21 protein-coding genes and 1 tRNA gene (1 of these 22 running past the window's edge) are annotated in these 26,320 nt (G+C 35.2%); 14 read left to right on the top strand and 8 right to left on the bottom strand.

The features are described 5' to 3' along the window. From ACSKT4_RS18270 to ACSKT4_RS18260, 3 genes are all read left to right on the top strand, one after another. Window positions 1-589, top strand: the 3' portion of a protein-coding gene (locus ACSKT4_RS18270) for a DUF3231 family protein (RefSeq protein ID WP_255488166.1). Its footprint begins 53 nt before the window's first position; the window shows 589 of its 642 coding nt (coding positions 54-642); the start codon falls outside the window, past its left edge; the stop codon is at window positions 587-589. Window positions 590-598: 9 nt separating this feature from the next. Beyond that, window positions 599-1,078 (top strand): hypothetical protein, encoded by a 480-nt coding sequence (locus ACSKT4_RS18265; protein ID WP_186870981.1) that lies wholly within the window; start codon window positions 599-601, stop codon window positions 1,076-1,078. 93 nt (window positions 1,079-1,171) lie between these two features. Next, window positions 1,172-1,253, top strand: a tRNA-Leu gene (locus ACSKT4_RS18260). Between the two features lie 225 nt (window positions 1,254-1,478). Here ACSKT4_RS18260 and ACSKT4_RS18255 read toward each other — a convergent pair. From ACSKT4_RS18255 to ACSKT4_RS18235, 5 genes are read right to left on the bottom strand one after another with little or no spacing between them, the layout of a single operon-like run. After that, entirely contained in the window at window positions 1,479-2,276 is a 798-nt protein-coding gene (locus ACSKT4_RS18255) for a hypothetical protein (protein WP_465823716.1), read from the bottom strand. Then, entirely contained in the window at window positions 2,273-3,364 is a 1,092-nt protein-coding gene (locus ACSKT4_RS18250) for an MBL fold metallo-hydrolase (protein ID WP_465823715.1), read from the bottom strand. The genes ACSKT4_RS18255 and ACSKT4_RS18250 overlap by 4 nt, the downstream gene beginning before the upstream one ends. Next, entirely contained in the window at window positions 3,364-5,016 is a 1,653-nt protein-coding gene (locus ACSKT4_RS18245; RefSeq protein ID WP_186870984.1) for an ABC transporter permease, read from the bottom strand. The genes ACSKT4_RS18250 and ACSKT4_RS18245 overlap by 1 nt, the downstream gene beginning before the upstream one ends. 39 nt (window positions 5,017-5,055) lie before the next feature. Further along, window positions 5,056-6,075, bottom strand: coding sequence for an ABC transporter substrate-binding protein (locus tag ACSKT4_RS18240; protein ID WP_186870985.1), 1,020 nt, complete (start codon window positions 6,073-6,075; stop codon window positions 5,056-5,058). Window positions 6,076-6,077: 2 nt separating this feature from the next. Continuing rightward, the gene (locus ACSKT4_RS18235; RefSeq protein WP_186870986.1) at window positions 6,078-7,046 is read right to left on the bottom strand and encodes an ABC transporter ATP-binding protein; all 969 of its coding nucleotides are present in this window, start codon (window positions 7,044-7,046) and stop codon (window positions 6,078-6,080) included. A 136-nt stretch (window positions 7,047-7,182) separates the two neighbouring features. On the opposite strand from ACSKT4_RS18235, the gene ACSKT4_RS18230 reads away from it, so the two are divergent. The 5 genes from ACSKT4_RS18230 (at window position 7,183) to ACSKT4_RS18210 (ending at window position 13,686) form a co-directional block, all read left to right on the top strand. Then, on the top strand, window positions 7,183-8,094 hold the full coding sequence (locus tag ACSKT4_RS18230; RefSeq protein ID WP_465823714.1) for a LysR family transcriptional regulator: 912 nt from the start codon (window positions 7,183-7,185) through the stop codon (window positions 8,092-8,094). Between the two features lie 744 nt (window positions 8,095-8,838). Continuing rightward, window positions 8,839-10,383 carry a glycine betaine uptake BCCT transporter gene (locus ACSKT4_RS18225; protein WP_186870988.1) on the top strand — a complete coding sequence of 515 codons (1,545 nt, stop codon included), beginning with the start codon at window positions 8,839-8,841 and terminating at the stop codon, window positions 10,381-10,383. A 453-nt stretch (window positions 10,384-10,836) separates the two neighbouring features. Further along, complete coding sequence (locus ACSKT4_RS18220; RefSeq protein WP_186870989.1) at window positions 10,837-11,880, top strand: PAS domain-containing protein; 1,044 nt, start codon at window positions 10,837-10,839, stop codon at window positions 11,878-11,880. Between the two features lie 262 nt (window positions 11,881-12,142). Continuing rightward, entirely contained in the window at window positions 12,143-12,811 is a 669-nt protein-coding gene (locus ACSKT4_RS18215; RefSeq protein ID WP_186870990.1) for a Na-translocating system protein MpsC family protein, read from the top strand. A gap of 194 nt (window positions 12,812-13,005) precedes the next feature. Further along, window positions 13,006-13,686: a Na-translocating system protein MpsC family protein gene (locus ACSKT4_RS18210; protein ID WP_343221453.1), complete on the top strand. Its 681-nt coding sequence runs from the start codon at window positions 13,006-13,008 to the stop codon at window positions 13,684-13,686. Between the two features lie 308 nt (window positions 13,687-13,994). Here ACSKT4_RS18210 and ACSKT4_RS18205 read toward each other — a convergent pair whose 3' ends face one another. Then, window positions 13,995-15,446: a carbon starvation CstA family protein gene (locus ACSKT4_RS18205; protein ID WP_186870992.1), complete on the bottom strand. Its 1,452-nt coding sequence runs from the start codon at window positions 15,444-15,446 to the stop codon at window positions 13,995-13,997. A gap of 393 nt (window positions 15,447-15,839) precedes the next feature. On the opposite strand from ACSKT4_RS18205, the gene ACSKT4_RS18200 reads away from it, so the two are divergent. The 5 genes from ACSKT4_RS18200 to ACSKT4_RS18180 all read left to right on the top strand — a co-directional run bounded on the left by ACSKT4_RS18200 (window position 15,840) and on the right by ACSKT4_RS18180 (window position 21,581). Beyond that, window positions 15,840-16,487, top strand: coding sequence for a hypothetical protein (locus ACSKT4_RS18200; protein WP_186870993.1), 648 nt, complete (start codon window positions 15,840-15,842; stop codon window positions 16,485-16,487). 1 nt (window position 16,488) lies between these two features. After that, the gene (locus ACSKT4_RS18195) at window positions 16,489-17,202 is read left to right on the top strand and encodes an ABC transporter ATP-binding protein (protein WP_186870994.1); all 714 of its coding nucleotides are present in this window, start codon (window positions 16,489-16,491) and stop codon (window positions 17,200-17,202) included. Next, window positions 17,171-19,633, top strand: a complete 2,463-nt coding sequence (locus ACSKT4_RS18190; protein ID WP_186870995.1) for an ABC transporter permease — start codon at window positions 17,171-17,173, stop codon at window positions 19,631-19,633. The genes ACSKT4_RS18195 and ACSKT4_RS18190 overlap by 32 nt, the downstream gene beginning before the upstream one ends. Window positions 19,634-19,648: 15 nt before the next feature. Beyond that, entirely contained in the window at window positions 19,649-20,146 is a 498-nt protein-coding gene (locus ACSKT4_RS18185) for a PadR family transcriptional regulator (protein WP_186870996.1), read from the top strand. Between the two features lie 469 nt (window positions 20,147-20,615). Beyond that, window positions 20,616-21,581, top strand: coding sequence for a tRNA dihydrouridine synthase (locus ACSKT4_RS18180; protein ID WP_186870997.1), 966 nt, complete (start codon window positions 20,616-20,618; stop codon window positions 21,579-21,581). A gap of 160 nt (window positions 21,582-21,741) precedes the next feature. Here ACSKT4_RS18180 and ACSKT4_RS18175 read toward each other — a convergent pair whose 3' ends face one another. Both ACSKT4_RS18175 and mpaD read right to left on the bottom strand, forming a co-directional pair. Further along, window positions 21,742-22,845, bottom strand: a complete 1,104-nt coding sequence (locus ACSKT4_RS18175) for an MBL fold metallo-hydrolase (protein ID WP_186871054.1) — start codon at window positions 22,843-22,845, stop codon at window positions 21,742-21,744. Between the two features lie 707 nt (window positions 22,846-23,552). Further along, window positions 23,553-24,878, bottom strand: a complete 1,326-nt coding sequence (gene mpaD / locus ACSKT4_RS18170) for a daptide-type RiPP biosynthesis aminotransferase (protein WP_186870998.1) — start codon at window positions 24,876-24,878, stop codon at window positions 23,553-23,555. Window positions 24,879-25,101: 223 nt separating this feature from the next. Between mpaD and ACSKT4_RS18165 the strand changes: the two genes are divergently transcribed. Beyond that, window positions 25,102-26,304: a hypothetical protein gene (locus ACSKT4_RS18165; protein WP_186870999.1), complete on the top strand. Its 1,203-nt coding sequence runs from the start codon at window positions 25,102-25,104 to the stop codon at window positions 26,302-26,304. Window positions 26,305-26,320 lie beyond the last annotated feature (16 nt).

Raw genomic sequence — 26,320 nt, 5'->3', positions numbered from 1 at the left:
ATTAAAACTAATGCTATCAAAGGGGCTTAATGTACGTCCACCATATTTATCACCGCCCAAAAAAGCGGGTTACATAAAGAAACAACGCTTTTTGACTGGGTGGTTTGGTGAAAGAAGACCACTAAATGGGATGGAAATCTCGAACTTATTTTCAAATATTCTCCGTAATGCATTGGAGATTGCAACGTTAATTGGTTTTGCGCAAGTCGCTAATTCTAAGGAAGTAAGGCAGTATATGGAAAGAGGGAAGGAAATAACAGCAAAACATGCTGAAGTGTTAGGTTCTGTTATGCGTGAAAATGATCTTCCTGTTCCAATGACATTGGAAACAGAAGTTACAGATTGTACCACCTTTGTTTTCTCTGACAAATTAATTATGTATCATACAACAACATTAAATGCAGCTGTATTAGGATTTTACGGGTTTAGTTTAGCTGCGAGTCATCGACGTGATTTAGGGCACCAATATACCCGATTAAGTACAGAGATAACGGCGTATTGTGAGGATGGGGCAAATATTATGATAAATAATGGCTGGTTGGAGGAACCACCTATGGCGTCGGATCGACAACAATTAGCAGATGGGTAGTGTGTTTAAATGGCAAGGGATAAAAAAATGGAGGTTTTGTTTTGGAGTATTGCGTTACCTGGGTTTGGACATTACTTAAATGGAAAGCTTTTTAAAGGGACAGTTCTAATTATATTAGAATTCCTCGTTAACGTTCAATCCGGTTTGAATTATGCCATACTTCCAAGTTTTCATGGAGAGATTCATGAAGCTATTTCTGCTACCAATTTTCAGTGGCTGATGTTTTATCCATGTATCTATTTGTTTGCCATCTGGGATGCTTATCGAGATGCGGGGGGTGGAAATGAACCATACGCATTTATTCCATTTGTTTTTTCAGCTTATATAGGAACTATTGGGGTAGTCTATTCCCCGACATTTAATATTAATGGAGTATATTTCGGCGTGATTTGGTTGCCTATTATCTTTCTAATTCTTGGATTTCTTATAGGAAAGATTATTCGATTCATTATATTGAAACAGGTAAATAGGAAAGAGAAAGTAAGCTAATGTAATGTGGTTAAACAATTTTTGGTTGACTTCTATTGCCATTCCGTGCTATATTAATATTTGTCAGTCAAGACATTCGTCAATTATTAATATGCCGGTGTGGCGGAATTGGCAGACGCGCACGACTCAAAATCGTGTTCCTTCGGGAGTGTCGGTTCGACCCCGACCACCGGTATCTATAACAATTTGTAAAACAAAATCGAAAAGACCTTAAACACCCACGAGCATTACTATATCAATGTTCATGGGTGTTTTATTTCTAAATGTACTCTGCTTCGGCTGAAAAAAATAACTCTAGAATATTATCTCCATCATACACAAAAGTACCCTATAGATAGACTTTTTTTAAAAGGTCTACTCTATAAGGTACTTCCTAAAATAAACAAGCTCTCTCTTTACTCTAGCGATCCATCACAAATCCAGTTTTAGATGTTTGGTTTTTACTTAGCCAACCTTCCTCGCTCAATTTGTTAAACCAAACTGCTTCAATTTGGTCAGCCTCAGCTGGATCATCTGTTTTCGTTGAAATTTCCGCAATGGTTTCACCTTTATAAGACCATATTTCTACATCTGCATCAAAACCAAGAAAATGGCCTTCATAAGTATGTGCTAAAGCTGGACCATACGGTATCGTGTTAGCTAACGTTTCACGATACCAATTTTCATCATCCCATTTTCGATATTTTTTCGGTGCTTCTTCTTGGAACAAGTTAATAGCGTATGCTGGATCGATTAGATCAAAGCGTAATATGTCATCTTTTTTGAATTTTTTCTTACGGCTGATCGAAAAGGTATCTACACCTTCCTTACGATCATTTTCAAATTTGTAATTGGACATATCACCGTGGAATCCTTTTTCACTTGCTTCCTCAATTGCATCAGGTACAGCTATTCCTGGAAATACTTTCTTATAGGTAATATTTGTTTTCTTATCACTGGCATAGACACGAAGACGATGGATATAGCCTAGCTTACGAAATGTCTGATCAGGAGTATCAAAATAATAGACCTTTACATCTTCATCATGTTCCGCATCGAAAATATCGAGCATCTCATTAGTGCTTGGAAAAGAGTTCAAATCAAGATTGAATTTCACTTCGAAGCCAGGTTCAATATCACTTGCAGCATAGGCTGGTGTAGCAACTACACCTATCATCACAGTTAATAAAAAGCTAAACAAAATAATAATTTTCTTCATCGTACAAGCCCTCCAGTTACATCATTTTTTGGATGTATTACATGTAAAATCGTTTCTAAATCCTTTTGCTTGCTATGGAAAAAAATAAATCTCTTAGCATCAATAGTTCGGATTAATGTTTGCACATCTTTCTTATCAGGATGTGATTTGTAAAAAGGAGACTGCTCACTTTTATATAAAGATGTGTTGATTTCATGAAAGCCATTTGGTTTGCTTCTTAATAAGTAGATTCCAGGTTTTCTTGTTCCTGAACATATTTCAAGACGTTCGCTCTGCAGCAATGCCTTTAGTTCAGAGATTCTTTCTGTTTGTATGTTATCGATGTTTTCCAAGTAGTCATATAAATGTTGATATAGTGTACGATCAATCATAAATTGTCTGTCAGGAAGTGCTTGAAATAATAAAAATAGCAAGTCACAGGCTTTGCCAGAAATCGTAATAGGAATGAGATATTTCTCTTTTGGATTTTCCATTTCTGCCAAAATATTAGTAATACTTTTCTGGTAGGGCATTGTTTGTGCGCCGTTTCCACTATCGATGAGTGCAACATCATAATGGTGCCTATTTGGTGTGTCTGTCACTAATAATGGCGAAGCAAGCGCAATATCACCAGAATAAAAGATTGCATGCTCTCTTAGATAAATGATGTACCAGATGCTTCCGAGCATATGTCCGCTGTAGCCCCACGTAATCGCGAGATCCTTTGTTATATTGATTCGCTTTCCTCTTGTATTTTTGTCAAAGGAACGAAACTTTAACAGATCAATCGATTCAAAACCTGACTTATTTTGCCAATTTGCCATAATAGCTGGCATTTGTTTTAAACTTGCTTCTGTCATCCATACGTCACCTGTAAAGCCTTTTGCTGCCAACATAGGCAGTGCCCCGATGTGGTCATTATGAACGTGTGAAATAAATACTGCTTGAATGGATTGTGCAATCTCCTCCGTAATAGGCGGATATACCTCTGGATTTCCGTTTCGTACACCACAATCAAGCATAATGCGTGTGTTGGTTAGTTTATCTTCTAGTAAAAAGCAATTTCGCCCATATTCTCCTACCCCTCCAAGGGCCAATACATCAATCATTAGCTAGTGCGCAATGCCTTTCGTTGTAAGAGTTCAATCAAAAAGATACAAAGTATGGTTATCAGTACCGTGATGACAGCCATTGCCATTCCTTTTGATACATCACCTTGTTCAAATTGGCTAAAAATAAAGGTGGCACTAGTTTCAACTGATGGAGGGAGAATAAGTAAGGAACCAACTAGTTCACGCATTGATATAATAAAGGTCATCATCCAACCGGCTAAAATACCTTGTCCTAATAATGGTAGCCACACTTTCAAAAGAATCATCCAATTATTTTGAGCAAACACTGCATTTGATTGGTGAATCGATGGATGAAGTTGGGAAAGAGCAGATTTCGTATATTGAACAGAATAAGGTAAAAACAACACAATATATGTTAAGATTGGCATCCAATTTGTATTATAGATGGTTGTAGGAAGCCATGCTGCATTCCAAAACAGAATAAGTCCTACGACGAAGACAATTCCAGGAATGATATTTGATAACAAGCTAGTAAAATCGAGAAACTGTTGTGGTTTCCTTTTGCCATCTTTAATATATAATGCTGCACAGAATCCGATGCAAGCCGCAATAGTAGAAGCGACAAAGGCAAAATTAATACTGTTCATCAATGCTTGAAAACTAGATGAACCAACTGTAAAAAGATCTGTATAGTGACTAAATGTTACGTTACTCATGCTTAGGGCTTCCCCACGAACCTTTAATAAAGAAGTAGCGATAATTGAAAAATAGGGTATACCAATTGATAATCCTAGAATGATTAACACATATCCTGAAGAAACGATTCGGATGATGAGTGAATCCTTAACTTGGTTAGCGATTGTTGATTTGCCTGAAAGTGTACCATAAGAATGTTTACGGCTAATCACATTTTGAATATACCAAATAAGCATACAAACACTTAGTAAAATAAGTGATAGACTTGTAGCGGCAGAAATATTAATCGGCCAATGAGACAGATAACCATGAATTTCTGTTGTAAAGACATCATAGCCAATCCTCTTACCGAAAGTGGCAGGGGTTCCGAACTCTGCCAACGTCTTAATGAAAACAAGTAAAGCAGCCATCACATAACTTGAGATTAGTAGTGGCAAGATGGCACGAATCCAGTTCATAATGGGATTGCCACCATAAATTAATGTCGCATCCTGAAAAGAGCCATCAATTCGGAGTAAAGCGTTTTTTAACATTAAATAGAGAAATGGGTATAGATGCATACTCATGATAAATACCATTCCAGCTACACTGAAAAAGGTAAACGGTGCCTCTGATTGGAAAATCTGTTCATAATAACCATTATGTTGCATAAACAAAATCCAGCCCATTGAACCAATATAGGGTGGTGTCATAAATGGAATAGTGAAAACAATATCTAACCAGTCGTATTTAGCTAAAAATGTTTTTGTTCTAATAATGGCTAAAGGTAGTGCGATACAGGTCGTTAGTGCAATGACGTAAAGACCAAGCAATAATGAATTTTGCATCGTTTTGACAATACTATTGTTTTGTAAGACAGATAGCAATGAATCAAATGAGAGAGTGCCATCTTTAAAAAAAGTATAGCCGAGCACCGCAAGAAGTGGTGCTACAGCTAATATACTAAGTATAATAAACAAAGCCGTAAAAGGGGCATGTCTACGTACAATCATACGTATTCCTCCAGTGTGTTACATCATTGTCTAGAAGTTTTAATTCATTGATGAGAACTTATTTAATGTTTCTACTTGTTTTTCTTCCGCATTTTCCCAATCAACAGGTAGTGTTGGAATCTCATTTAATGCAGGACGGTCATTTAATTTAATCGCATTATTACCAGGTAGAATGTAAGCATTTGCTACCATTTCTTGTGCTTTATCAGATAATAAGAAATCCATAAATGCTTTTGCACCTTCAACATTTTGTGCATCTGTTAGTATACCGGCAGCACGTGGGCTGATAACTGTACCACTTTTAGGATAGTAAATATCAACTGGTTCACCATCATTTTTCGCTTTGTATGTCATATAATCGACAGCAGATACAACGACATCTTTATCACCTGTTATAACAGCATTCAATGATTCTTTATTTGCTCCAGCGATAAGTAAGTCATTGTCCATCCAGCTTTGAATCGTATCCCAACCATCATCATTGGCATTTGTTAAACCATAAAGAAAGTCAACAGCAGAACCAGAAGAAGTTGGGTCAGGCATTGTTACACGACCTTGCCATTCTGGTTTACTGAAATCACTCCAATCGGCATCGATAGAATCTACTTGGTTTGTGTTATAAGCAACACCAAGAGCAGCAGCGCTATAACCATAATAATAGTGTTCTGGATCACTCCAATCAGGATTGATGCTGTCACCGTTCTCTGCTTCATATGCTTGTAATTTACCCTCTGATTTTAAACCTTCCATAGATGGTACAGAAGCTAATACAACAACATCTGCCACAGGATTATTTGCTTCCGCCTCTAGACGAGATAAAATTTTTCCTGTTGTACTTTGGAACATTTCTACTTTAATTCCTGTTTCTTCTTCAAATGCTTCTTGAATATTTTCTGCTAGCCCACCTGGTCCTGCAGAGTATACGGTAATGGTGTTGTTATCTGTAGATGGATTGCTTTTTTCTGCGCCTGTAGATTCATCATCGTTAGCTCCGCAAGCACCTAATAGTATTGCCGTTGTAAAAATTCCTGCCACTAGCGCTAATTTTAATTTTTTCATTGTTATGCCTCCTGTTTTCTTAATGAATGAATGGTATTTTCCTCGATATAAAGCTTGATCTTTTCACCTTGTTCATGTGGATGATGATCATAGAACCTCCACAAATGACCGTTTGTTTCAACGAAAATGAGATAACGGTCACCTTCATACATGTTTTTTTTCACAATTCCTGATCTTAATGTGGTGTTTGGTTGTGGGTATAGATGTACATGTTCAGGACGAATCATTTTTTTCTTATCCTCAACCCAGTTAGTTTTTCCAATGAAATTAGCTACAAAAGGATTGGCCGGAGAATGATAGATCGCTTCAGGTGTACCTGTTTGAACAACTTCCCCACTGTCCATAACAATCATGCTGTCAGACATTGCCATTGCTTCTGTCTGATCGTGAGTAACAAAGATGGCTTTTGAATCAATTGATTGTACAATAGTCAAAATCTCTTCACGCATTTGCTCACGAAGAATCGCATCAAGTGCACTAAGTGCTTCATCAAACAAGATAAGCTTTGGGTTAACAGCAATTGCTCGAGCTAAGGCGACACGTTGCTGTTGCCCACCAGATAGTTCACCGGGCTTCATTTTTGCTTTTGCCTCAAGCTTTACTGTCTTTAATGCATCGTGAACGATTTCTGTACGTTGAGATTTTGATATTTTTCCTCTAAGACCAAAAGCAACATTGTCAAAAACAGTCATGTGTGGCCAAAGTCCAAAATCTTGAAACACCATCGCAATTTGTCGCTTATTTGGCTTTACATTTACTTTTTGCGACTTAGAAAAAATCGGCGTGTCATCGAAATAAATTTCACCAGCTGTTGGTTCTGTAAGTCCTGCTAACATTTTTAACAAGGTTGTTTTACCACAGCCTGATTGACCTAGAATCGTTACAAACGTATCTTCTATTGTTAGGTCAATCGGTTTTACTGCTTGGACATTACCATATTTTTTCTCGACCCCTTTTAAATGAATTTTCATCAAATCCTCTCCTCACTAATCAGTGTAGTAGAGAAATGTTTAGCTACTATTAACTAACTGTTAACACTAAATTAAAATAAATCTGATAAAATCATCATAACGTTAGAAAAAATCTAAAAAACTTTAGGGTGATAAAGTGAATATACAAAAATTAAATGTGTTTATTTCATTAGTAGAAACGAGAAAAATGACAGATACCGCTAAATCACTTGGTTTATCGACACCAACCGTATCATTTCATATTAAATCGTTAGAGAATGATTATGGGATTAAGCTTTTTCGTACTAACGCAGGTGGCTATCGACTGACAGACGCAGGGGAGATGCTTTATCACTATGCAAAGCAATTAAGCCAGACAAATCAAGCATTAGAAAAAAGTGTAGCAGATTATAAAAATGGAGAAAAAGGTTCTCTAAAGCTAGGTGCAAGTGGTGTTCCAGCACAGTTGTTTATGCCGGAATTAATCCATCAACTAGCTGAACGCTATCCAAAGGTCAAGGTTTCCTTAGATGTAAAAACAGCTCCAGATATTGAAAGAAGACTATTATTACAAGAACTAGATTGTGGCTTAATTATGGAAACAGGTAATAAGGAGCAAGATCTTTTATATGAACCTATTACTAGTGATAAGATTGTGCTAGCCTTTAGTAAGGACCATTCATTTAACGGGAAAATAAGTTTAGAAGAAAATGATTTATACAATCAGACACTACTAGTTCACAGACTATCTAGTTCAACAGGTCGCTTTTCCCAGTCGTGGCTACAAGAAAAGAAGTTAAGGATGGAAATGATTCAACTAGATTCTGTTTCAACAATTATTAAGATGTTGTCATATGGAAAGGCTGTCGCACTTATTTCTAAACGATTAATAGAAAAGGAAGCACATTTATCCTATATTGATATTGAATTTCAAAATCAAGATTTAGAAAGACAAATTCATTTTGTTTATCACCGTAATTTATGGATAAGTGGGCCATTTCAATATTTTCAAGAGCTTGTGAAAGCTTTAAAGAAAGAGTTAGCTCAAAGTGTGAATCGAATCGGCTAAATAGCAAAACATGTAATAAACTATATGTGGTCGCAAACAACTAGCTCTATTTTAGATTTGCTTTATTATTTGGTAATTTATCGAAATACAAAACAAGCCATTTAGTAATTTTAATTGTAGAGCTGATTGGAGACTAGACGGAAATAAATTTTAATATTAGGATTTTTCATAAAAGTCATTTATTTAATGTTTTTGAGTATCCCCTGTTATTCGAGGGGGCTAGCATCCGTTAGGACTTCTAGGCAATGGGCCAGTCAAAGGCAGTTTGGTATTGTCAATATACATATATGATATTTGTAAGAGAAGACCAAAATACACCCTGCTATGGAAGAACTTGGATGAATTATGATAGAAAGGTTCCAGCTAGCAATTCCACGCTTTACATGTAAAATCCTATATTTTATGTTAAACTATAATAGTTTCATATATTTTTTAACAAAAATAGCTGTTAATTCATTAGTTTAATGTATGTACATTCATATTTTTGTCCTTTGATTATTTTCCTTTTATGGATATGAATCAATTATATTCATATCCAGTAGAAGGGCAGTTTACTCCACTTTTCTAATGAACCGTATAGTATTAGGAATTTAACCCTAATTCCCCTTGATTATTTTTTCAAAAATTATTTTAGTTTAGCAGGAGAGAGTAGATTTCTCTGCAAACGGTAGTTGATGGCACAAAGAAATAGAGAGAGTATTACTTTTGTCTCAACGTACATAAAAGAAAGGAATAGTTTTATTTATGCGTAGAGTTTCAAATGTTTTTTGGATTTCACTTGCAATTGTATTGATATTAGTCGTATTTGGTGTAGTTTCACCAAGCACCTTTGAAAAAATCACTAATAATATCCAAGCTTTTATAACAACATCGTTTGGTTGGTATTACCTTATTTTAGTGACCATTATTGTATTGTTTTGTGTTTTTCTAATCTTTAGCCCTGTGGGTGCTATTAAACTAGGAAAGCCTGAGGATAAACCCGCATTTTCTAAACCTACTTGGTTTGCTATGTTATTTAGTGCAGGTATGGGAATTGGACTTGTGTTCTGGGGAGCAGCGGAGCCACTTTCTCACTTCATGGATCCCCCATTAGCTGAAGGTGGAACAAATGCAGCAAATAAAGAAGCCATAAGGTATGTTTTTTTTCACTGGGGAATTCATGCCTGGTCTATATATGCAATTGTAGCGTTGGCATTAGCTTATTTTAACTTCCGTAAAGGGGAGCCAGGCCTTATTTCTGCAACGTTAAAACCAGTACTAGGAAAAAGAGCGATGGAAGGGCCTTTCGGAACCGTTATTGATGTGCTGGCTGTTTTTGCCACAATTGTTGGGGTTGCTACCACTTTAGGGTTTGGAGCCGCACAGATTAATGGTGGATTATCATTTTTGTTTGGGATACCGAATAATTTTCTTGTACAGTTAATTATTATCGTTATCGTCACCATACTGTTCATGGTATCTGCCATGTCAGGTTTAGGTAAAGGGATTAAATATTTAAGTAATACAAACATGATTCTAGCAGTTGGATTATTTTTATTAATGTTTATTGTAGGACCTACGATTCTCACATTAGACATGTTTACAGATACAATCGGTGGATATATTCAAAATATAGTTCAAATGAGCTTTCGAATTGCACCACTCAATGAAGAACATCGTGAATGGATAAATGAATGGACGATATTTTATTGGGCATGGTGGATTGCTTGGTCACCATTTGTTGGTATCTTCATTGCGCGCGTTTCAAAGGGAAGAACAATTCGCGAATTTTTAGTTGGTGTTTTATTACTACCATCTATTGTGAGTTTTTTATGGTTTGCGATATTTGGTACTTCCGCAATTGAAGTACAAAATGCTGGAAATGTAGATTTAACGAACTTTGCTACAGAGGAAATTTTATTTGCGATATTTAATGAATTTCCATGGTCAATGATACTCTCGTTAGTAGCAATAACACTTATCTCTACTTTCTTCATTACGTCAGCAGACTCTGCAACATTTGTACTGGGAATGCAAACAACACGTGGATCACTAACACCTCCAAATTCAGTGAAATTTACTTGGGGAATTGCACAATCCGCTATAGCCATCATTCTGTTATATAGTGGTGGATTAAAAGCACTCCAAAACGCTTTAATTGGAGCAGCATTCCCATTTTCATTGATTATTGTGTTAATGTTGGTTTCGCTTTATCGTTCATTATCCAAAGAGAAGAAAGAGCTTGGACTAGTAGTCAAGCCAAAACCTCGTAGTACAAATACAGTTAGGGAAGCGGAAAAAAGGGAGTAGAACCTTTTTATCAGTGACTTAATCTATTTTAAATTATATGAAAAGAGTGTTATAATACAAATAGTTTCTTTTAGTTAAAGAAAGCTAAACTCTTGTAAGTTGATGAAAGTTATATTTTTATAGAAGGATAAAGAGAATAAAATGCTCATTGTCCATGTATTAATGTAATTTTTGTAGCTTATAAATGCTAGTCAATAAGTCTCAATTTAATAAAAGGTTATGATGGATTAGAATTTATGCTATATATCATCGAAGCCAAAATAAGAGGTAGTATGTTACTACCCTTATTTTGGCTTTTTTGTATTGGAAATAAATCCTAGAAAAAGTGGTTTGGATGTGGCTACGAATATAAGAGCCTAAGCATATGAACATGCTATCACTTGGCATAGGTTATTCATTGAAGTTGCACTCCTCACATTAAGGAATAACTTATACTATTGGAGGGGTAAAGGGATGACCAATAATAATAGGGAGTTGAATGGTCAACAAAAATCCCAACACTTGGAAGAATATATAAATGCACAAGTAAAGAATAAATTCACTATTGCCTCCACAGGAAAGGAACCTTTTATTATCATTAATTTGGATCACAAAATAAGATATGCGAGTAATTCCAACGAGTCCATATTAGGATATTCACCGGGAGAATTAATCGATATGAGTCTTTATGATATCGTCCCTAATGATGATTTGCCGATTACTCACTTTTTCAGGGAAAGTCTTCAATCAATAACAACAAAAGCTTTTACTAAAAACTATCGTGAATGGATAGATGTGAAACTCACTTTGATACCAATATATACAAATAATGAATTAGTTGGTAGATATATTTTACTTTCTGAAGCCTCAACTGACAATCAATCACTAGAAGACATAACCCGTAAAAATGGAGGTTCTTCTTATAAAAACTTAATTGACCATTCTCCTTTTGGCATCATTATTATAGATGACTATAAAGTAGAATATATAAATCTGTTGGCATTAAGAGCACTTGGAGCCAAAGGAAGAGATAGCGTAATTGGCAAAAGTATTTTCAACCTTGTTCCAGCAGAAGACATTGAGTTATTAAGAGAAAAAATAAAACAGACCAATAAAAGCATTATTGAGCGCCCCTTTAAACAGAAACTATTAAAACTAAATGGAAATCTAATAGAAGCAGAGATGCAAGCATTACCAGGTATTTATAAACAAAAGAAAATGACCCATTTCATTATTAGAGATCTTTTTGAAAGCAAAAAAAACTTTGATCTATCGATATTAATTGCTACAGGAGTTGCATATGAATTAAAAAAACCGCTAATTCGACTGAAAGGATTTATAGAATTAATAGAAAGTGGATTAGATAACAAAGCGTATTATAACGTAATTAAAAAGGATATTACGTATATGGAGAAAATACTAGACGAAATACTTGTCTTAGAAGGAGATAAATATGAAGATACTACGGGACGAGATATAAGTGACATACTAAGTCTAATTAGAAATGTAATGAAATAATAAGAAGTTAGTTTTGCAAATTTATCAGATTGATGATAGTCTAAAGAAGACTAATGTCTTAACGTCATTAGTAATTATTACCGAATTTATTTTTGTGATTGTTATTTTTTGACTATTTGTATACATGAAATGAGTCTAGAAACTTATTTCTAACCTAAATTGGTAAATGGTAGAAACTATTAAGAAATAGAAAGTCTATCCATGGCCTAACTTCTTATTAATGGAAGTTAGGCCTTTTTATATTTAAAGGCGGAGGATATAGATGGAAAGAGTACATATTGAGATGCAGGAACTGAATAGTTCAATAAGTAAACATTTAAAACATTGGTATGGGAAAGGACCACAAACCTGTTATACTACCTTGCATGAAAATAAGTTGGTCGTACATATTAACAAATTTATCACCCCTTCGGAGAAAGCACTATTAGATAATAATGATGAGTCACTAGCATATATCTTTAGGACTTCAGTAATGGACCAGATCTGTAAAAGTTTACAAGAGGAAATATATAATTCTTTAGGGATTTTGTTTAATAATTATTTTAGTGATTGGGATTTTGCCACAGATACAGGGATTATTTTGTTTCAAAATGAACATTCTGATTGGAAGAGTGAAAATATAGATGAACCATCTCAAGAGCATTTCATTAGTAGAATTAATGATGTTAGCTCTAATTTACACAGAGTACCTTCCCTTATAGAGGTGGTTAGGTTTAATAAAAAGCTATTTGCTATAAAATGTCACAAAGTGATGCTACCGGTTGAAAAGGCCTTATATCAAAAAGGTCATATCGATATTTTACACGAACGGGCGAGGGAAATTAAAAAAAGCTATTTAGATATAGGAGAAGTATTTGGAAGGCAAATTAAAGCAGTTTATATGATGTGGGATTATCAAAATGATCAAAGTTATTCTTTCTTTTACGTGTAATAATTCATAACAAAATTTGAATTGCTCTCCATTGTAGTAGTCCCATGAGGATATATTTTATAGATAATAGAGCAAAATAGAAGTAATAGATGGGAGCATTTTTATTTACCATTAGCTAAATCTAAAGAAAACCTTTTCGGTTGTCCTCCATTATTAAATTTAAACGTAAGTATGAATCATAAGGGAGGTATATGGTGGATCAAGCAGTATTAAATTCAATCAGCAGCTATACAAGTAAACTATTGAGGAAAAACTTTGGTAAAGGCCCAAAGTCATGTCAAACGACAATAAACCATCAATTTGTTGTAATGTATATACGAGGATTTATCTCCCCTATGGAAGAAGTACTCATGAGCCAGGGCCAGACTAGCCAAGTAGAAATAGCTAGGAATGTTATTATCAACCATGTTTTAGAGGAATTAACCGGAGTAATCCAAGTATCACTAGACAGAGAAGTGGAGCATTATTATCACGATTGGAATTTTCCTAATAATTCTGGTGTCATAATCTATGTATTAAATGAAGAAATAAAAAAGGAGAATATTAATCCGAAAATTGATAATTCTATGTTGGAAAGGGAGGTTGCACGCATTTCTGATTTGGTTCAGAAGGTACCTGATCATATTAGTGTTATTCCAGTAGCGCCAACCATTTACATAGTTGAACGTAGAGGGATATTGATACCGATTGAGAAGGCATTAATTGATCAAGGATTTAAAGACGAGCTATTAATTACGAAAGATACTCTAGAGAAAAGTTATTTTCATCGCTATGGAAAATTCAGGGAGATATTTAATAGTGATATAAAAGATATTTTTATCGATTGGAATACAAAGGAGGATAAGGCAGTAATGGTCTTTATATTGGGAAACTAAGAGTTAGTAAAAATACAGGGACAATCCCGGCGATTCATCATGATGTTAGAAATACCTATATAGTAAAGAGACAATTTATGATCTTATCATAGTTGGGAAATTAGTTAATGGTTGAGAAACTTATCTTTCAAACCTAAGTAACATCAGCAGTCCCGCTAGTTCAACTGTTAATTATATTTAAAGTGCTCTATCCAATATAGGCAAAAGAGTGGTACCTATCAATATATTTGATTAGTACCACTCTTTTCATTTATTAAACTGCTTTATAATTTTTTTCACTAAATAGCAAAATATCTTTAGCTAGTCTCTTAGGCTACATTCTGATTTGAAGGTACTTCCATATCAACAACCAAGTTCTCTTTTCTATTCTTATTCCCTTTCCAGAAGAATAAAGCAGTAATGAGCATGGTCATGATGATACCGCCTGTATGTGCTGCTGAATAAGATAAGCCGAAGCCTAGATTACTATCATATAAGATATAGGTTAATACCATATCAGTAATGAATAAGGCTGGGATTAGTGAAATGAAATAATTCTTCTTTTTAACAAACAAATACATCGTACCAATCCACAGAGCCAGTGCTGCAGTGCCTTGGTTGGCAAATGAGAAATAGCGCCATAATAGGTTGAAATCAATAGTGGTTAACCAGTAAGAAACCGCGAACATTGGAAGTGCAATCATTAAACGCTTCCCCATTTTTGTTTGACTCATCCTGATGTAATCGGCGATGATATTTCGTGCTGCACGGAAAGCTGTATCTCCAGATGTAATCGGTAACACAACGGCACCAAGAACAGCAATTGTACCACCAACAGCGCCAAGTAAAGTCATGGAAACTTCATTAACAACAAGGGAAGCGGTACCCTCATTAATTAATCCTTGTAGACTTTGACCATCGAATAAACTCATAGCAGCGGCTGCCCAAATCATGGCAATGACACCTTCTGCAACCATCATTCCATAGAAAATGTAGCGTCCTTGCTTCTCATTTTGTGTCGTTCTAGAAATAAGTGGTGATTGAGTCGCATGGAATCCAGATAATGCACCACAAGTAATAGTTAAGAATAATATTGGTAAAATCGGCAAATCAGCTGGATGCATATTCGTTAATGATAACTCAGGAATTGTGTAATCTGATAATAATAATGCAATACCTACTGCAATTGAACCAATTATTAATACTGCCCCGAAGAAAGGATAAACCCTTCCAATAATCTTATCAATCGGTAGAATAGTAGACAAGATGAAATAGGAAAAGATTAGTAAAATAATAGCAATCAGAGCAATTTTACCATCAATTAAATTATGCAATAAGGATGCTGGTGTCGTGACGAACACGGTACCTACCAGTAATAATAACAATAGTGCAAAAACATTAACTAAATGACGAGAAAGCTTCCCTAAGAATTTCCCAGCAAGTTCTGGTATATGAGCACCTCGATTTCGGATAGAGATCATCCCTGTTAAGTAATCATGAACTGCCCCTGCGAATATGGAGCCTAACACAATCCATAAGAATGCCACAGGTCCATATAGAGCACCCATGATTGGCCCGAAGATAGGGCCAGTTCCGGCAATATTCAATAATTGAATCAATGCGTTTTTTTGTTTGTTCATTGGTACATAGTCAACACCGTCTTGATTGGCGTATGCAGGTGTTGGCCTATTTGCATTTGGTCCAAATACCTTTTCCACATATTTTCCATAAGTGAAATAAGCGGTAATCAATAAAGCTATGGCAACAATAAAAGTAATCATGTGAAACCCTCTCCCTACGTTTGATAGCAAGCGCTTACAGTAATGTCACTAATCATTATAATACAAAATATTCAATTTGAACAAACTACTTTAATTTATGGAATGCCATCTAAAACATGGGGAAATCTTTTCGTTGGGATTATTTCATATATGTACAATCGTAACTTACACTTCGTTCTAGAATTCTCTAGTGATGACTAATGGTGAGTATATCATCTTAAACAAAGACATGGGTCTCTTGCTAAGGTTGAGCCTATGCTTGTCAAGACTAAATAGGTATCTACTTTTCTATGATAATGATTTACAAGATGTAAAATTACTATTGACGTATATACTGAGTAAGTATATACTCGGTATATAAATACTCAGTATGTAAAAAGGGTGGAGAAAGACATGGATTTTATATTGAGATACCAGTGGGAGATATTTATTTTAGCCGAAGTGTTATCACTAATTTTCATTCTGTTGTTTGGTGTTACTCGCTATGTAGCAAACAAACGAAAGTTAAGCTTGGGCTTCCTACTTCTGTTTATCGTGTTGTTGTTTCTGGAAGCTGCATTAGCACTGTTCGTCTATAAAGAAACTGGAGAAATTTCTACATTCCAAATTGTCATTACCATATTTGTTATATATGCTTGTACGTTTGGGATTAGTGATTTTAAGAAGCTTGATCGTTGGATGCGTTTAAAAATTGGCAGCTGGCGTGGCACAGAACTACTAACGGAAAAAGACAAATACGTGATGCAGAAACAAAAGGATCCAAAATATATTGCAAAGAAATATCGAATCAGTTCCATTATCCATTTACTTGTTTTTATCATCGTTCAATTGATTTTCTTGAATTACAGTCTAGACAATTGGAATCAAGTTTTGCCTTATTTACAAGATCTATCTTGGATAGGTACTGAAATTATAGGAGAAACACCATATGCCAATGAGACATTATATGGGATATCAATGGTTTGGGGATTAGTGTTTATTATTGATTTTATTTATTCATGGTCATATACCATATTTCCATCAAAACAGAGGGGTGAATAGTATGATTAACGTTACTGAGTTGAAGAAGGAATATAAAACAGGTAAAGAAACCGTACAAGTTCTAAAAGGAGTTGATTTTTCGGTAGAGGAAGGGGAGTTTGTGTGTATTATTGGTCCGAGTGGTTCAGGTAAAACAACGTTACTCCATTTACTCGGGGGTCTGGATACACCTACATCTGGTTCTATTAAACTTGACGGGGTGGATATTGCGCTTAAATCAGAAAAAGAACGTACATTAATACGGCGTAAGGACATTGGACTAATCTTTCAAAACTACCAATTATTACCGACATTAACTATCTATGAAAATATCGTATTTCCATTGCATGCTGACGGAAAAAAAGTACCACCTGGAAAAGTGGAGGAATTATTAGCGGCCGTTGATTTAGTAGGCTATGAGAAACGATTTCCTAATGAACTTAGTGGAGGGCAACAGCAACGTGTGGCTATTGCAAGAGCATTAATTCACGAGCCTTCAATCTTATTGGCGGATGAGCCAACTGGGAATCTAGATAGACAGCGTTCTAGTGATACACTTGATTTACTAGCGAAATTTCATCTGGAGAGAAAACAAACGATTGTTATGGTAACACATGATATGTTTGCCGCGGGTTATGCAGATCGGATTGTGTTATTTAAAGATGGTTTGATTGAAGCTGAAGTGACGAGGGAGGATGAGGATTATGCTAAATTCCTTTCGCGTTTCCTGGCGTAATATTACACGGCATAAAAAGCGCTTTTTATTTACACTGATTGCAATAGCCCTAGGTGTTTCCGTCATGACGAGTATGCTCATTGCAAAGGCAACCTTCTCCAATATTATGGATGAGCAAGAAAGATTAACCGCTGGCAATGCGGATTTTAAGATATATGGAACGGAGCGGTTTTTCTCTGCAAATGATTTAGGGGATTTGCCTGATCGGGATGAGGTGACAGAAGGGATAGCACTATTAACAAAGCAAGGCTTTGTTGATATGGAAACGGACTCTCCGGTGCAAGCAACGGTAAACTTCACAGGGCTATCGGACTTTCAAAATGACATTATGCCATTACCTGTAAAAAAGGGAGATGTGACGAAGGAAGGATTAATCCTAACAGAAAATACAGCTAAACTTTGGGGGAAAGACATTGGCGATACAGTATCTTTTCAGAATATGGGTAGCTTGGAAGTTACGGCTATTGTATATGAAGGTGGAGTCTTAAATAGCCCGAAAACAATGGAAGCAGCAAATTTCCGAGACTTTGAGGTAATCGTTCCACTAGCTATTCTACAAGAGTGGGTGGGAATGAGTAAGCAGATTACGGAGTATCGCTTTCAAGTTGATGGGATTCTGGACCCACAAGAACTGCAAGCGGAATACGAAAGGGATTTAGCAGGCTCTGATTTGTTTGTTCAACCAGTTGTCGTAGATACCCAGCAATATAATAATGTGGATGGGATGTATTTTGTATTTGACCTAATAGCAATATTATCGATCTTTATAAGTGCTTTTATTGCGTTCAATATGATTCGTACGAGTATTATAGAACGCAATAATGAGATTGCTATTATGAAGAGCTTAGGCTATACAAGTAGAAATGTGATTCAACTTATTTTTAAGGAAATTGGTTTTCTAGCAGGAATAGGTACTGTGCTTGGTTTAAGTTTTGGGGTTTGGCTAGGAATGGTTGTTCAAGAGATTTTAATTTCTTCCATTGTGACACAAAATATCACGTATGAAGTAGAAATCGTGTCACCTATGATTATATCAGCTATCATAGGGATCGTATTTCCTTTTATAGCAGCAGCAATCCCAATATACAAGGCTGGTAAAATCCCGATATTAGATGCAATGGCAGGTCAAAAAAGCGATAATGTAAATAAAATTAACATACCAAGAGTGATAATAGGTGTTCTTTGTACCGTTCTTGGATTGATTGATAATGTATGGGCGTTTTTACTTCTATTCATCGGGCTTGTTCTCCTGTTCCCGCTATGGATGAAGCTTACTCAATATGTCCTTAGACCAATCATTGTGATGTTGTTCGGTTTCTTAGGAAAACAGGCAGATCGTTCATTGAAGCAATTTGAGAAACGAAACGCAAATACTGCTGCGATGCTGGCTATTGGAGTTAGTTTAGCATTATTTATGAGTGCGGCATTAGAATCGTTGCCTGTAGGATTGGAGAAGGATATTCGTGCAACCTTTGGTGGGGATATTATAGTAGAGAAAGAAACCGCCTGGACGGAAAATGAGATAGAAGCCTTAGCAACTATAGAAGGTATTGAAAAGGTAGAGGATTATGCGGAAATACCGAATGTGACATGGTATTCTCCAGATGATGAACTTAGAGAATTTTCCATCTTTTCTTTTTCAGATAATAACGGTGCGAGTATGTTCGACTTAATAGAAACGATAGATGAAACAAGTGATATGCCATCTGTTTATATAGGCGATCGTGCATTAGCTGAAATGGGGGCAGTAGTCGGGGATATATTTACCTTTCACACGCCAGCTGGTGAGACAGAGCTTTTTATCAAAGGAACGGTTCATTCCGCTCATTATTCAGGCTATGTTGGGTTTGTAGAGGAACCATTAGTACAGGACTTCTTGAACTGGCCATGGAACTATCATATAGCGATTGATGTAGCGGATGAAGAGACTATTCCAATCGTATTAGCTAGTCTTTGGGCTAGTTATGGAGATTCAATTGCAAATGTGGATATGATGCAATTAAATATTGAGCAAGCAAAAAGTGGGCTAGAAGGTATGAATGATTTGATTGTTGCCTTACTTATATTAGTCATTGCGATTTCAGCAATTGGAATTAGTAATACGCTATTTATGAATACGTTAGAGCGTACGAAAGAACTTGGGACGATGAGAGCATTAGGTTTTACAAAGTCTCAAGTGAGAATTATGATTATAGCAGAAGGGTTGTTAATCGGTATTACTGGTGTCGTCGTCGGAATATTGTATGGAATATTAGTCATTTATTTAAATGCTACTTCGAATCAAGCGCCAGCGTTTCTTGAATTTTCGGTTCCATGGTCTAGTTTAGTTATATCTGTTGCAGGAGGAATTGTATTTACCCTTCTTGCTTCCTGGATACCAAGTAATTCAGCATCAAAAATATCGATAAGAGAAGCAATAAATTATGGATAAGCGAGGAATATCAACATGTCAGTAAAACATTCACTACTCGCCCTATTGTATGAAAAACCTAGACATGGTTATGAATTAAAGACCGGATTCGAGGAAATGGTGCAAGGAATGTGGCCATTAAATGCAGGACAGGTATATACGACACTTGACCGACTAGAAAGGGATTCACTAGTAGAAACCCCAGGTCATGATAAGAAGGACCGCAAGCTCTATACGATTACAACTGCCGGTAAAGAGGAGCTCTGGCGTTGGTTGGAGGAGCCTGTTGGTAGATCCTTGTTCAAGGACGAATTTTACTTTAAGTTTCTATGTGCCAATCAAGTGACTTATGAGAATAGGCAAAGCATGATAAGAAATCAAAAGGAAACGATGATAAAGGATGTTCTTCATCTTACCCATCTCAAGAAGCAAATGGTAGGCTCAGGAAATGAAACGATGAAACTGCTTATTGAAGGAGCGTTGCTTCATTTAGAAGCTGATATAAAATGGTTAGACATGATTGCAGAATCGTAAAAGGTCATTCCATAATGGTTAAGGAATGGAAGGAGCTTATAATTGTTTACAAGTATGGATTTTGCTCCAGCTATTCTTGATTTTATTATAAAGTAGGAAAAGATGAGACAGGGGCTCCTGTCTTTTTTTCTATAAAAGAGCTGAGGAGGCTCACCAGCTGCCCGGCGGTGAAATAGAAGACACTGCGATGGTCTTTTCTTACAGATGTCGCCCCTGTACTGGAAGCAACCGTAAGTAAATTTCCGCAGCGTGGTCTTTGCTCATGATTTGGTTTTTACTTTAATATAAATTCTTTTGTCCCACCCTCTAATAGTAAATGGTAAAGTTTATAATGTCTGGAATTAACTATAGCTTGATAAAAAGCGCTTATGCATGCTATAAGTATATAGGTAACATTGACAATATAGCGTTTTATTTTTGGGATTTGATACTGACCTGATATCCCATAGTGAAAGGATTTGAATTTAATATGGTAGATAATTTTTGGCGTGATTTACCACGGCCATTTTTTATACTTGCTCCAATGGAAGATGTGACAGATGTTGTTTTTCGTCATGTCGTGAGCGAAGCAGCTAGACCGGATGTGTTCTTTACTGAGTTTACAAACACGGAGAGTTACTGTCATCCAGAGGGAACCCAAAGTGTACGTGGACGTTTAACATTTACAGACGATGAACAGCCAATTGTTGCCCATATTTGGGGTGATAAACCCGATTACTTCCGACAAATGAGTATTGGTATGGCGGAGTTGGGATTTAGAGGTGTGGATATTAATATGGGCTGTCCTGTTCCTAATGTGGCAGCAAAAGGAAAGGGAAGCGGCCTGATCCTTCGTCCAGAAGTCGCTGCAGAAATAATACAAGCTGCAAAGGCAGGAGAATTGCCTGTAAGTGTGAAAACAAGACTTGGTTATACGGATGTAGATGAGTGGAGGGACTGGCTAACACATGTATTGAAGCAGGACATTGCTAATCTTTCAATTCATTTGCGTACAAGAAAGGAAATGAGCCAAGTTGACGCTCATTGGGAGCTAATTAAAGAAATCAAAGATCTTCGTGATGCGATAGCACCAGAAACACTGTTGACGATTAATGGGGATATTCCTGACCGTCAGACTGGTTTACAGCTTGTGGAGCAATATGGTGTTGACGGAGTGATGATTGGCCGTGGTATTTTTAAAAATCCATTTGCCTTTGAAAAAGAGCCGAGAGAACATAGCAGCAAGGAATTACTTGATCTGTTAAGATTGCATCTTGATCTTTATGATAAATATTCACAAGAATTAGAGACACGTTCCTTCAAGGCTCTTCATCGCTTCTTTAAGATTTATGTTAAAGGATTTCGAGGGGCTAGTGAATTAAGAAATCAGTTGATGAGCACAGAGTCAACGGATGAAGTACGTGCAATGCTTGATAACTTTGAATTAGACTATTAAAGGAAGACTTTGATGTCATTATTAATTCATACCTTAGATAAAAATACTCCCCATAAGGCGAAACAGATTTTTCTTTAGAATCTGCGTACCATATGGGGAGTATTCTTTTGGAACAATCAGTATCGGCAACGCTAACTTAATTAGAAGCTTAAATTTCCTACTAAAAATCCCACCAATAATCAGGTTCTAATGGCAAGTCTCTATTTAAAGGGACCGTTTCCCCTATTTGTGGAGCCATTATATTCACTTCTAATCGTTCAGCTTCTTTTAATGCGCGTTCAATTGGATCTGTCCAGCTGTGATAGCTGAGGGTAAATGCAGCCCAATGAATTAACATCATATTCTTTCCATTTACATCTAAGTGGGCTTGAAGGGATTCTTCTGGTTTCATATGAGCCCAGTCCCAGAGCTCATCATATTGACCACCTTCTATTAGTGTAATATCAAACGGACCGTATTTTTCTCCTATTTCCTTAAAATGTTTATCATATCCGCCATCCCCACTTGTATAAAAACGTGTATTCTCCCCAAGAATAACCCAACCTCCCCATAAAGTGGAGTTGCGATTGAGTAGCCCTCTTCCTGAGAAATGTTTGGAAGGAGTCAATGCAATCGTTAAACCATTAAAATCTGTTTCATCCCACCAATTAAGTTCTGTGATTCTTTCTTTGTCAACTCCCCATCGAATAAGATGAGTACTTACTCCTAGAGGAACAAAAAAATGAGATACCTTATCCTTTAGCTTCATTATGGATGTATAATCTAAGTGATCATAATGATCATGCGTAATGAAAACTGCATCTATAGGTGGTAATTCTTCAATGATATGTAAAAGATCCTGACTATAGCGTTTGCTTCCCCCTACAAATGAAACTGGAGAGGGTCTAGGTCCAATCATTGGATCCACCAATATTTTCTTATTATCAATACTTAATAAAAAAGTAGAATGACCAAACCAAGTTAAACTATCTTCTTCACTTTTCACCATTTCCCAATCAAATTTAGAAATAGGTAAGTCCCCAGTTGGAGAGCGATCGTTATCTCCTGGGAATATAGATTCTTTAACCATCTTGAACATCCCAGAGATTCCCATGTTCATCTCCGTTGCTACTTGATTGGTAAACTTTCCGTTTTGATAGTTAGGTAATTTCTCAAATTTCTCTTGTTGTTGTTTACTTGGATTTCCACCGAACACGGGGTTAATAGTTAAAAATAAAATAATGGATACCAATAGTAGAATTAAAAAAATTACGAAATATAGCATTGCTCTTCTCATTGCTCCTCCTGTAATGTAATAAAAATGAACCTTTTCTTAAATATTCTCTTATACAAAGTTGCATTTGAACGACATCAATACTTTTGTATGTATAGTCATTATCCTCCATTAAGAATGGTATGTGAAATGTGAAGCGCTTTTGCTTTAAGAAATTGTTAATTAACATACTATAACAGGTTTTAGGAGATTCGACGAAACCTTGTAGTGATAATAAAAAAAGAGTCCATTATCGAAGGATTGACAAAATGGCCTCTTATTAAACAGCAATATTTATTTTAAAATGATATGGGTTGAACTAGGGATTTCTTCGTATAATAGATTACTTTTTGAATACTTATAATCCATAATCGTGATAATTAATGACCAATTAAAATAGTTAAAATAACAAAAGAACCGTTCGAAAATTTGTTTTCAATGTAGATATAAAATAATTTTCTAAAGTAGAATAACATTCAGTTACGGTTCTTATAGGAATATTGCCTTCTTGTATTTCACCAATATTAATTAAGGTGAGCTTAATCGTAAAGGCGTTGAACTATTTCAATTGAAAAGTAGTTAAAAGGATTGCATCCCACCATAATTTAATCACGAGTAATTTTATTGCATGTTTTCATAATGGCATCAAAACCCGAATTAATTTATCTAGCAATAAAAGTGTGGGCTATATAATAAAGATGTAAATGTTCAAGAAAATATCAATAAATAGTATTATCAAATACTTTCTTGATAATTTTTACAATTTTATTAGCTTCTTCATATGTTAATATAAATGGCGGGAATAAATGTATTCCTGTTGTACGTGGCTGATTAAAGAATGGATAAACAATTAGTCCTTTTTGCGTAAATTTATTAACAAGCTCACTAATCTGTTGGTAGCTGAGGCATTGATAAGTTTTTTTATTTTTAACCAATTCAATACCTAGCATAAGACCTTTACCTCGTGTTTCGGAAAAATTCTTATGACTCTGGAGTGTATTAAAAATTTCGTTTCGAAGATATTCGCCAATGTTTGTCACGTGTTTTAGTAATTTATCATTATTGATTATTTCCAAGGAGGTAATTCCTGCAGCACAAGCTAATGGATTACCATTCTGTGTGGATAAATGTTCAATTTGGGTATTATGACTTATAAAGGTTTCATAAATTTTACTGCTAATTAAAGTAGCTCCTAATGGCAAATAACCATTATTAATTCCTTTAGACAAACAAAGGACATCTGGTTCAATGTTATAATGCTCAAACCCAAACAATTTTCCAGTCCTACCAAAGCCTGTAGCTACTTCATCGATGACTAACAAGATATCATGTTGCCGACAGAATTTTTTTATCAATTGAACATATTCTACCGTGAGAGGTATGGATCCCCCGGAACCTAGCACAGGCTCTATAATTACTGCAGCAATATTTCCCCCATCTTGATTGAAAATATTGTGTAACTCTTCCTTAATCTCGTCAATGCTATCACTATTTGCTTGATTAGGGTATCTCTTAACAGGAGTAGGTAAAAAAATCATCCCTGACAGATTAGGACCATATTCTGAAGAAACTTCACGATCAACTCCACTGATACTCATCGATCCGTAATACGTACCATGGTAGGATAAATCTAATGTGGCAATTTTGTTTTTATGGGGTCTACTTTTTAGTTGATTATATTTACGAGCGATCTTAATTGCTAGTTCTGTAGATTCAGAACCAGTGCATGTATAGATAACATTTACTATATTATCTGGAACAACGTTTAATAGTTGTTCTGCAAACTTTACTGTAGTAGGGTTACTATGTTGTATTGGATTGACATAAGCAATTTTATCTAGCTGATTTATTATGGCCTCATTAATTTTAGGATTTCCATAACCTAAAGAAACGTTCCATAAACCACTTATTGCATCAAGATAAACTTTTCCTTGTGTGTCTTGGATGTATATCCCTTCACCCCGAACTATAATAGGGAAATCAGGTCCATAGGATACTGGCTTTAAAGGGTGAACATGTGGATAAAGCATATTCTTCGTATTCAATTATAACACCTCTTTTATTTATAATAATTTAGAAGAGATTATCAATGGTAGTCACAATAAAATTGTTGATTCCGATTAATGGTTATTATAATAGAGTGATAGACTAATTTCAATAATGTTAAAATTTTATAAATAATTAAGAAAAATTATTTACTTCATGTAATTGTAATGCTAAAATGATAATCGAATTATTAATAAAGTCTATAGAGGTGTTGTTTGTAAATTGCTAGTTATCGGATATGTATATGAGGATAAGTATGGAATGTTCCACATGACAAACCAATTAATCGGAGCAGATTTAAATAAGCTAGATTCGATTGAATTACTAGATTTCTATACTAACACACCAGATGATTTTTACTCCTTTCTTGAATATTACAACGTAACGGATTATATATTTGTATGCGATGGTAAAAGAATGCATAGGTTTGTAGGATTCTTAAATAACAATTATCCAATCCGTTTCCAATTAGTCGATACTAACCAAATATTGAAAATTGGCCACTCTACTTTATCTAGTTACAACCTTAGAAAAAAGTTTCCTAACAACACTGCTTTACATGCAAAGTTTGAACAGGAAACGTCCCCTATAAAAGATGCCTTACATCTATTGTTAACGGGCCACTATCCTCTAAACACCAAAGGAAATCAAATCAAACATTTTTATGTTGAAAATAAGGATTTATTAAACAAAATAAATAGTAGTGTCTTAAAGAATTGTGTTATAAATTCAATCATTTTTTATGATAGATGTACTACTGATATCCTACCTGAATTGTTTCCAATCCTAGTAAACTTTCATCGAGAAAAAGAAACAATAGAATCTATGAATCTAATTCATATGAACGAAAAAGAAATAATAGAGGGTATGAAATCTTTTCAAAGTAATGGTGAAGTGTTGAATAATCAAATTACCAATGGCATTATTGATTATTCCGCAGTGATGAACATCGATAGAAATCAGCGGTTATTCTATTTTAAAGATGGCATCTATAGGGATTACAGTAAAAACTATCTTATTACGAATAATTTTGATGAAGATTTTTATGTGCTAGTAAACTACTTAAGTTACAAAAATACCCGTATGACTACACCAATCATGAGAATATTCCCAATGGTATTAAACATTTCTGCTTTACTAGGAAAAAAGAAGATGTATATGGTTACCCCTTACAATGCATTTTTTACTAAAGAATATCTACAAAAACATAAAGATTTTAAGCTTATCGGGTTCGTAATAGATGATCAATATTATTTATATAATATTTCCCTAAACAAGAATTACAAAGTAAATAAAGCAACCTTACTTTTACTAGAGTATTATTTAAAGAACAAAATCGATTCTATAGAATTACAAAAATATATTCCTAATAAACTGGAATCTTTTAAAGAACAGTTTTATAAGATTATCGAGAGCATATCATAGAATCTTAATACTGAGT

This window comes from Ornithinibacillus liuyingii, assembly GCF_055550225.1.
The sequence above is the reverse complement of the archived record's forward strand: the minus strand, read 5'-3'. Positions and strand labels throughout refer to the sequence as shown.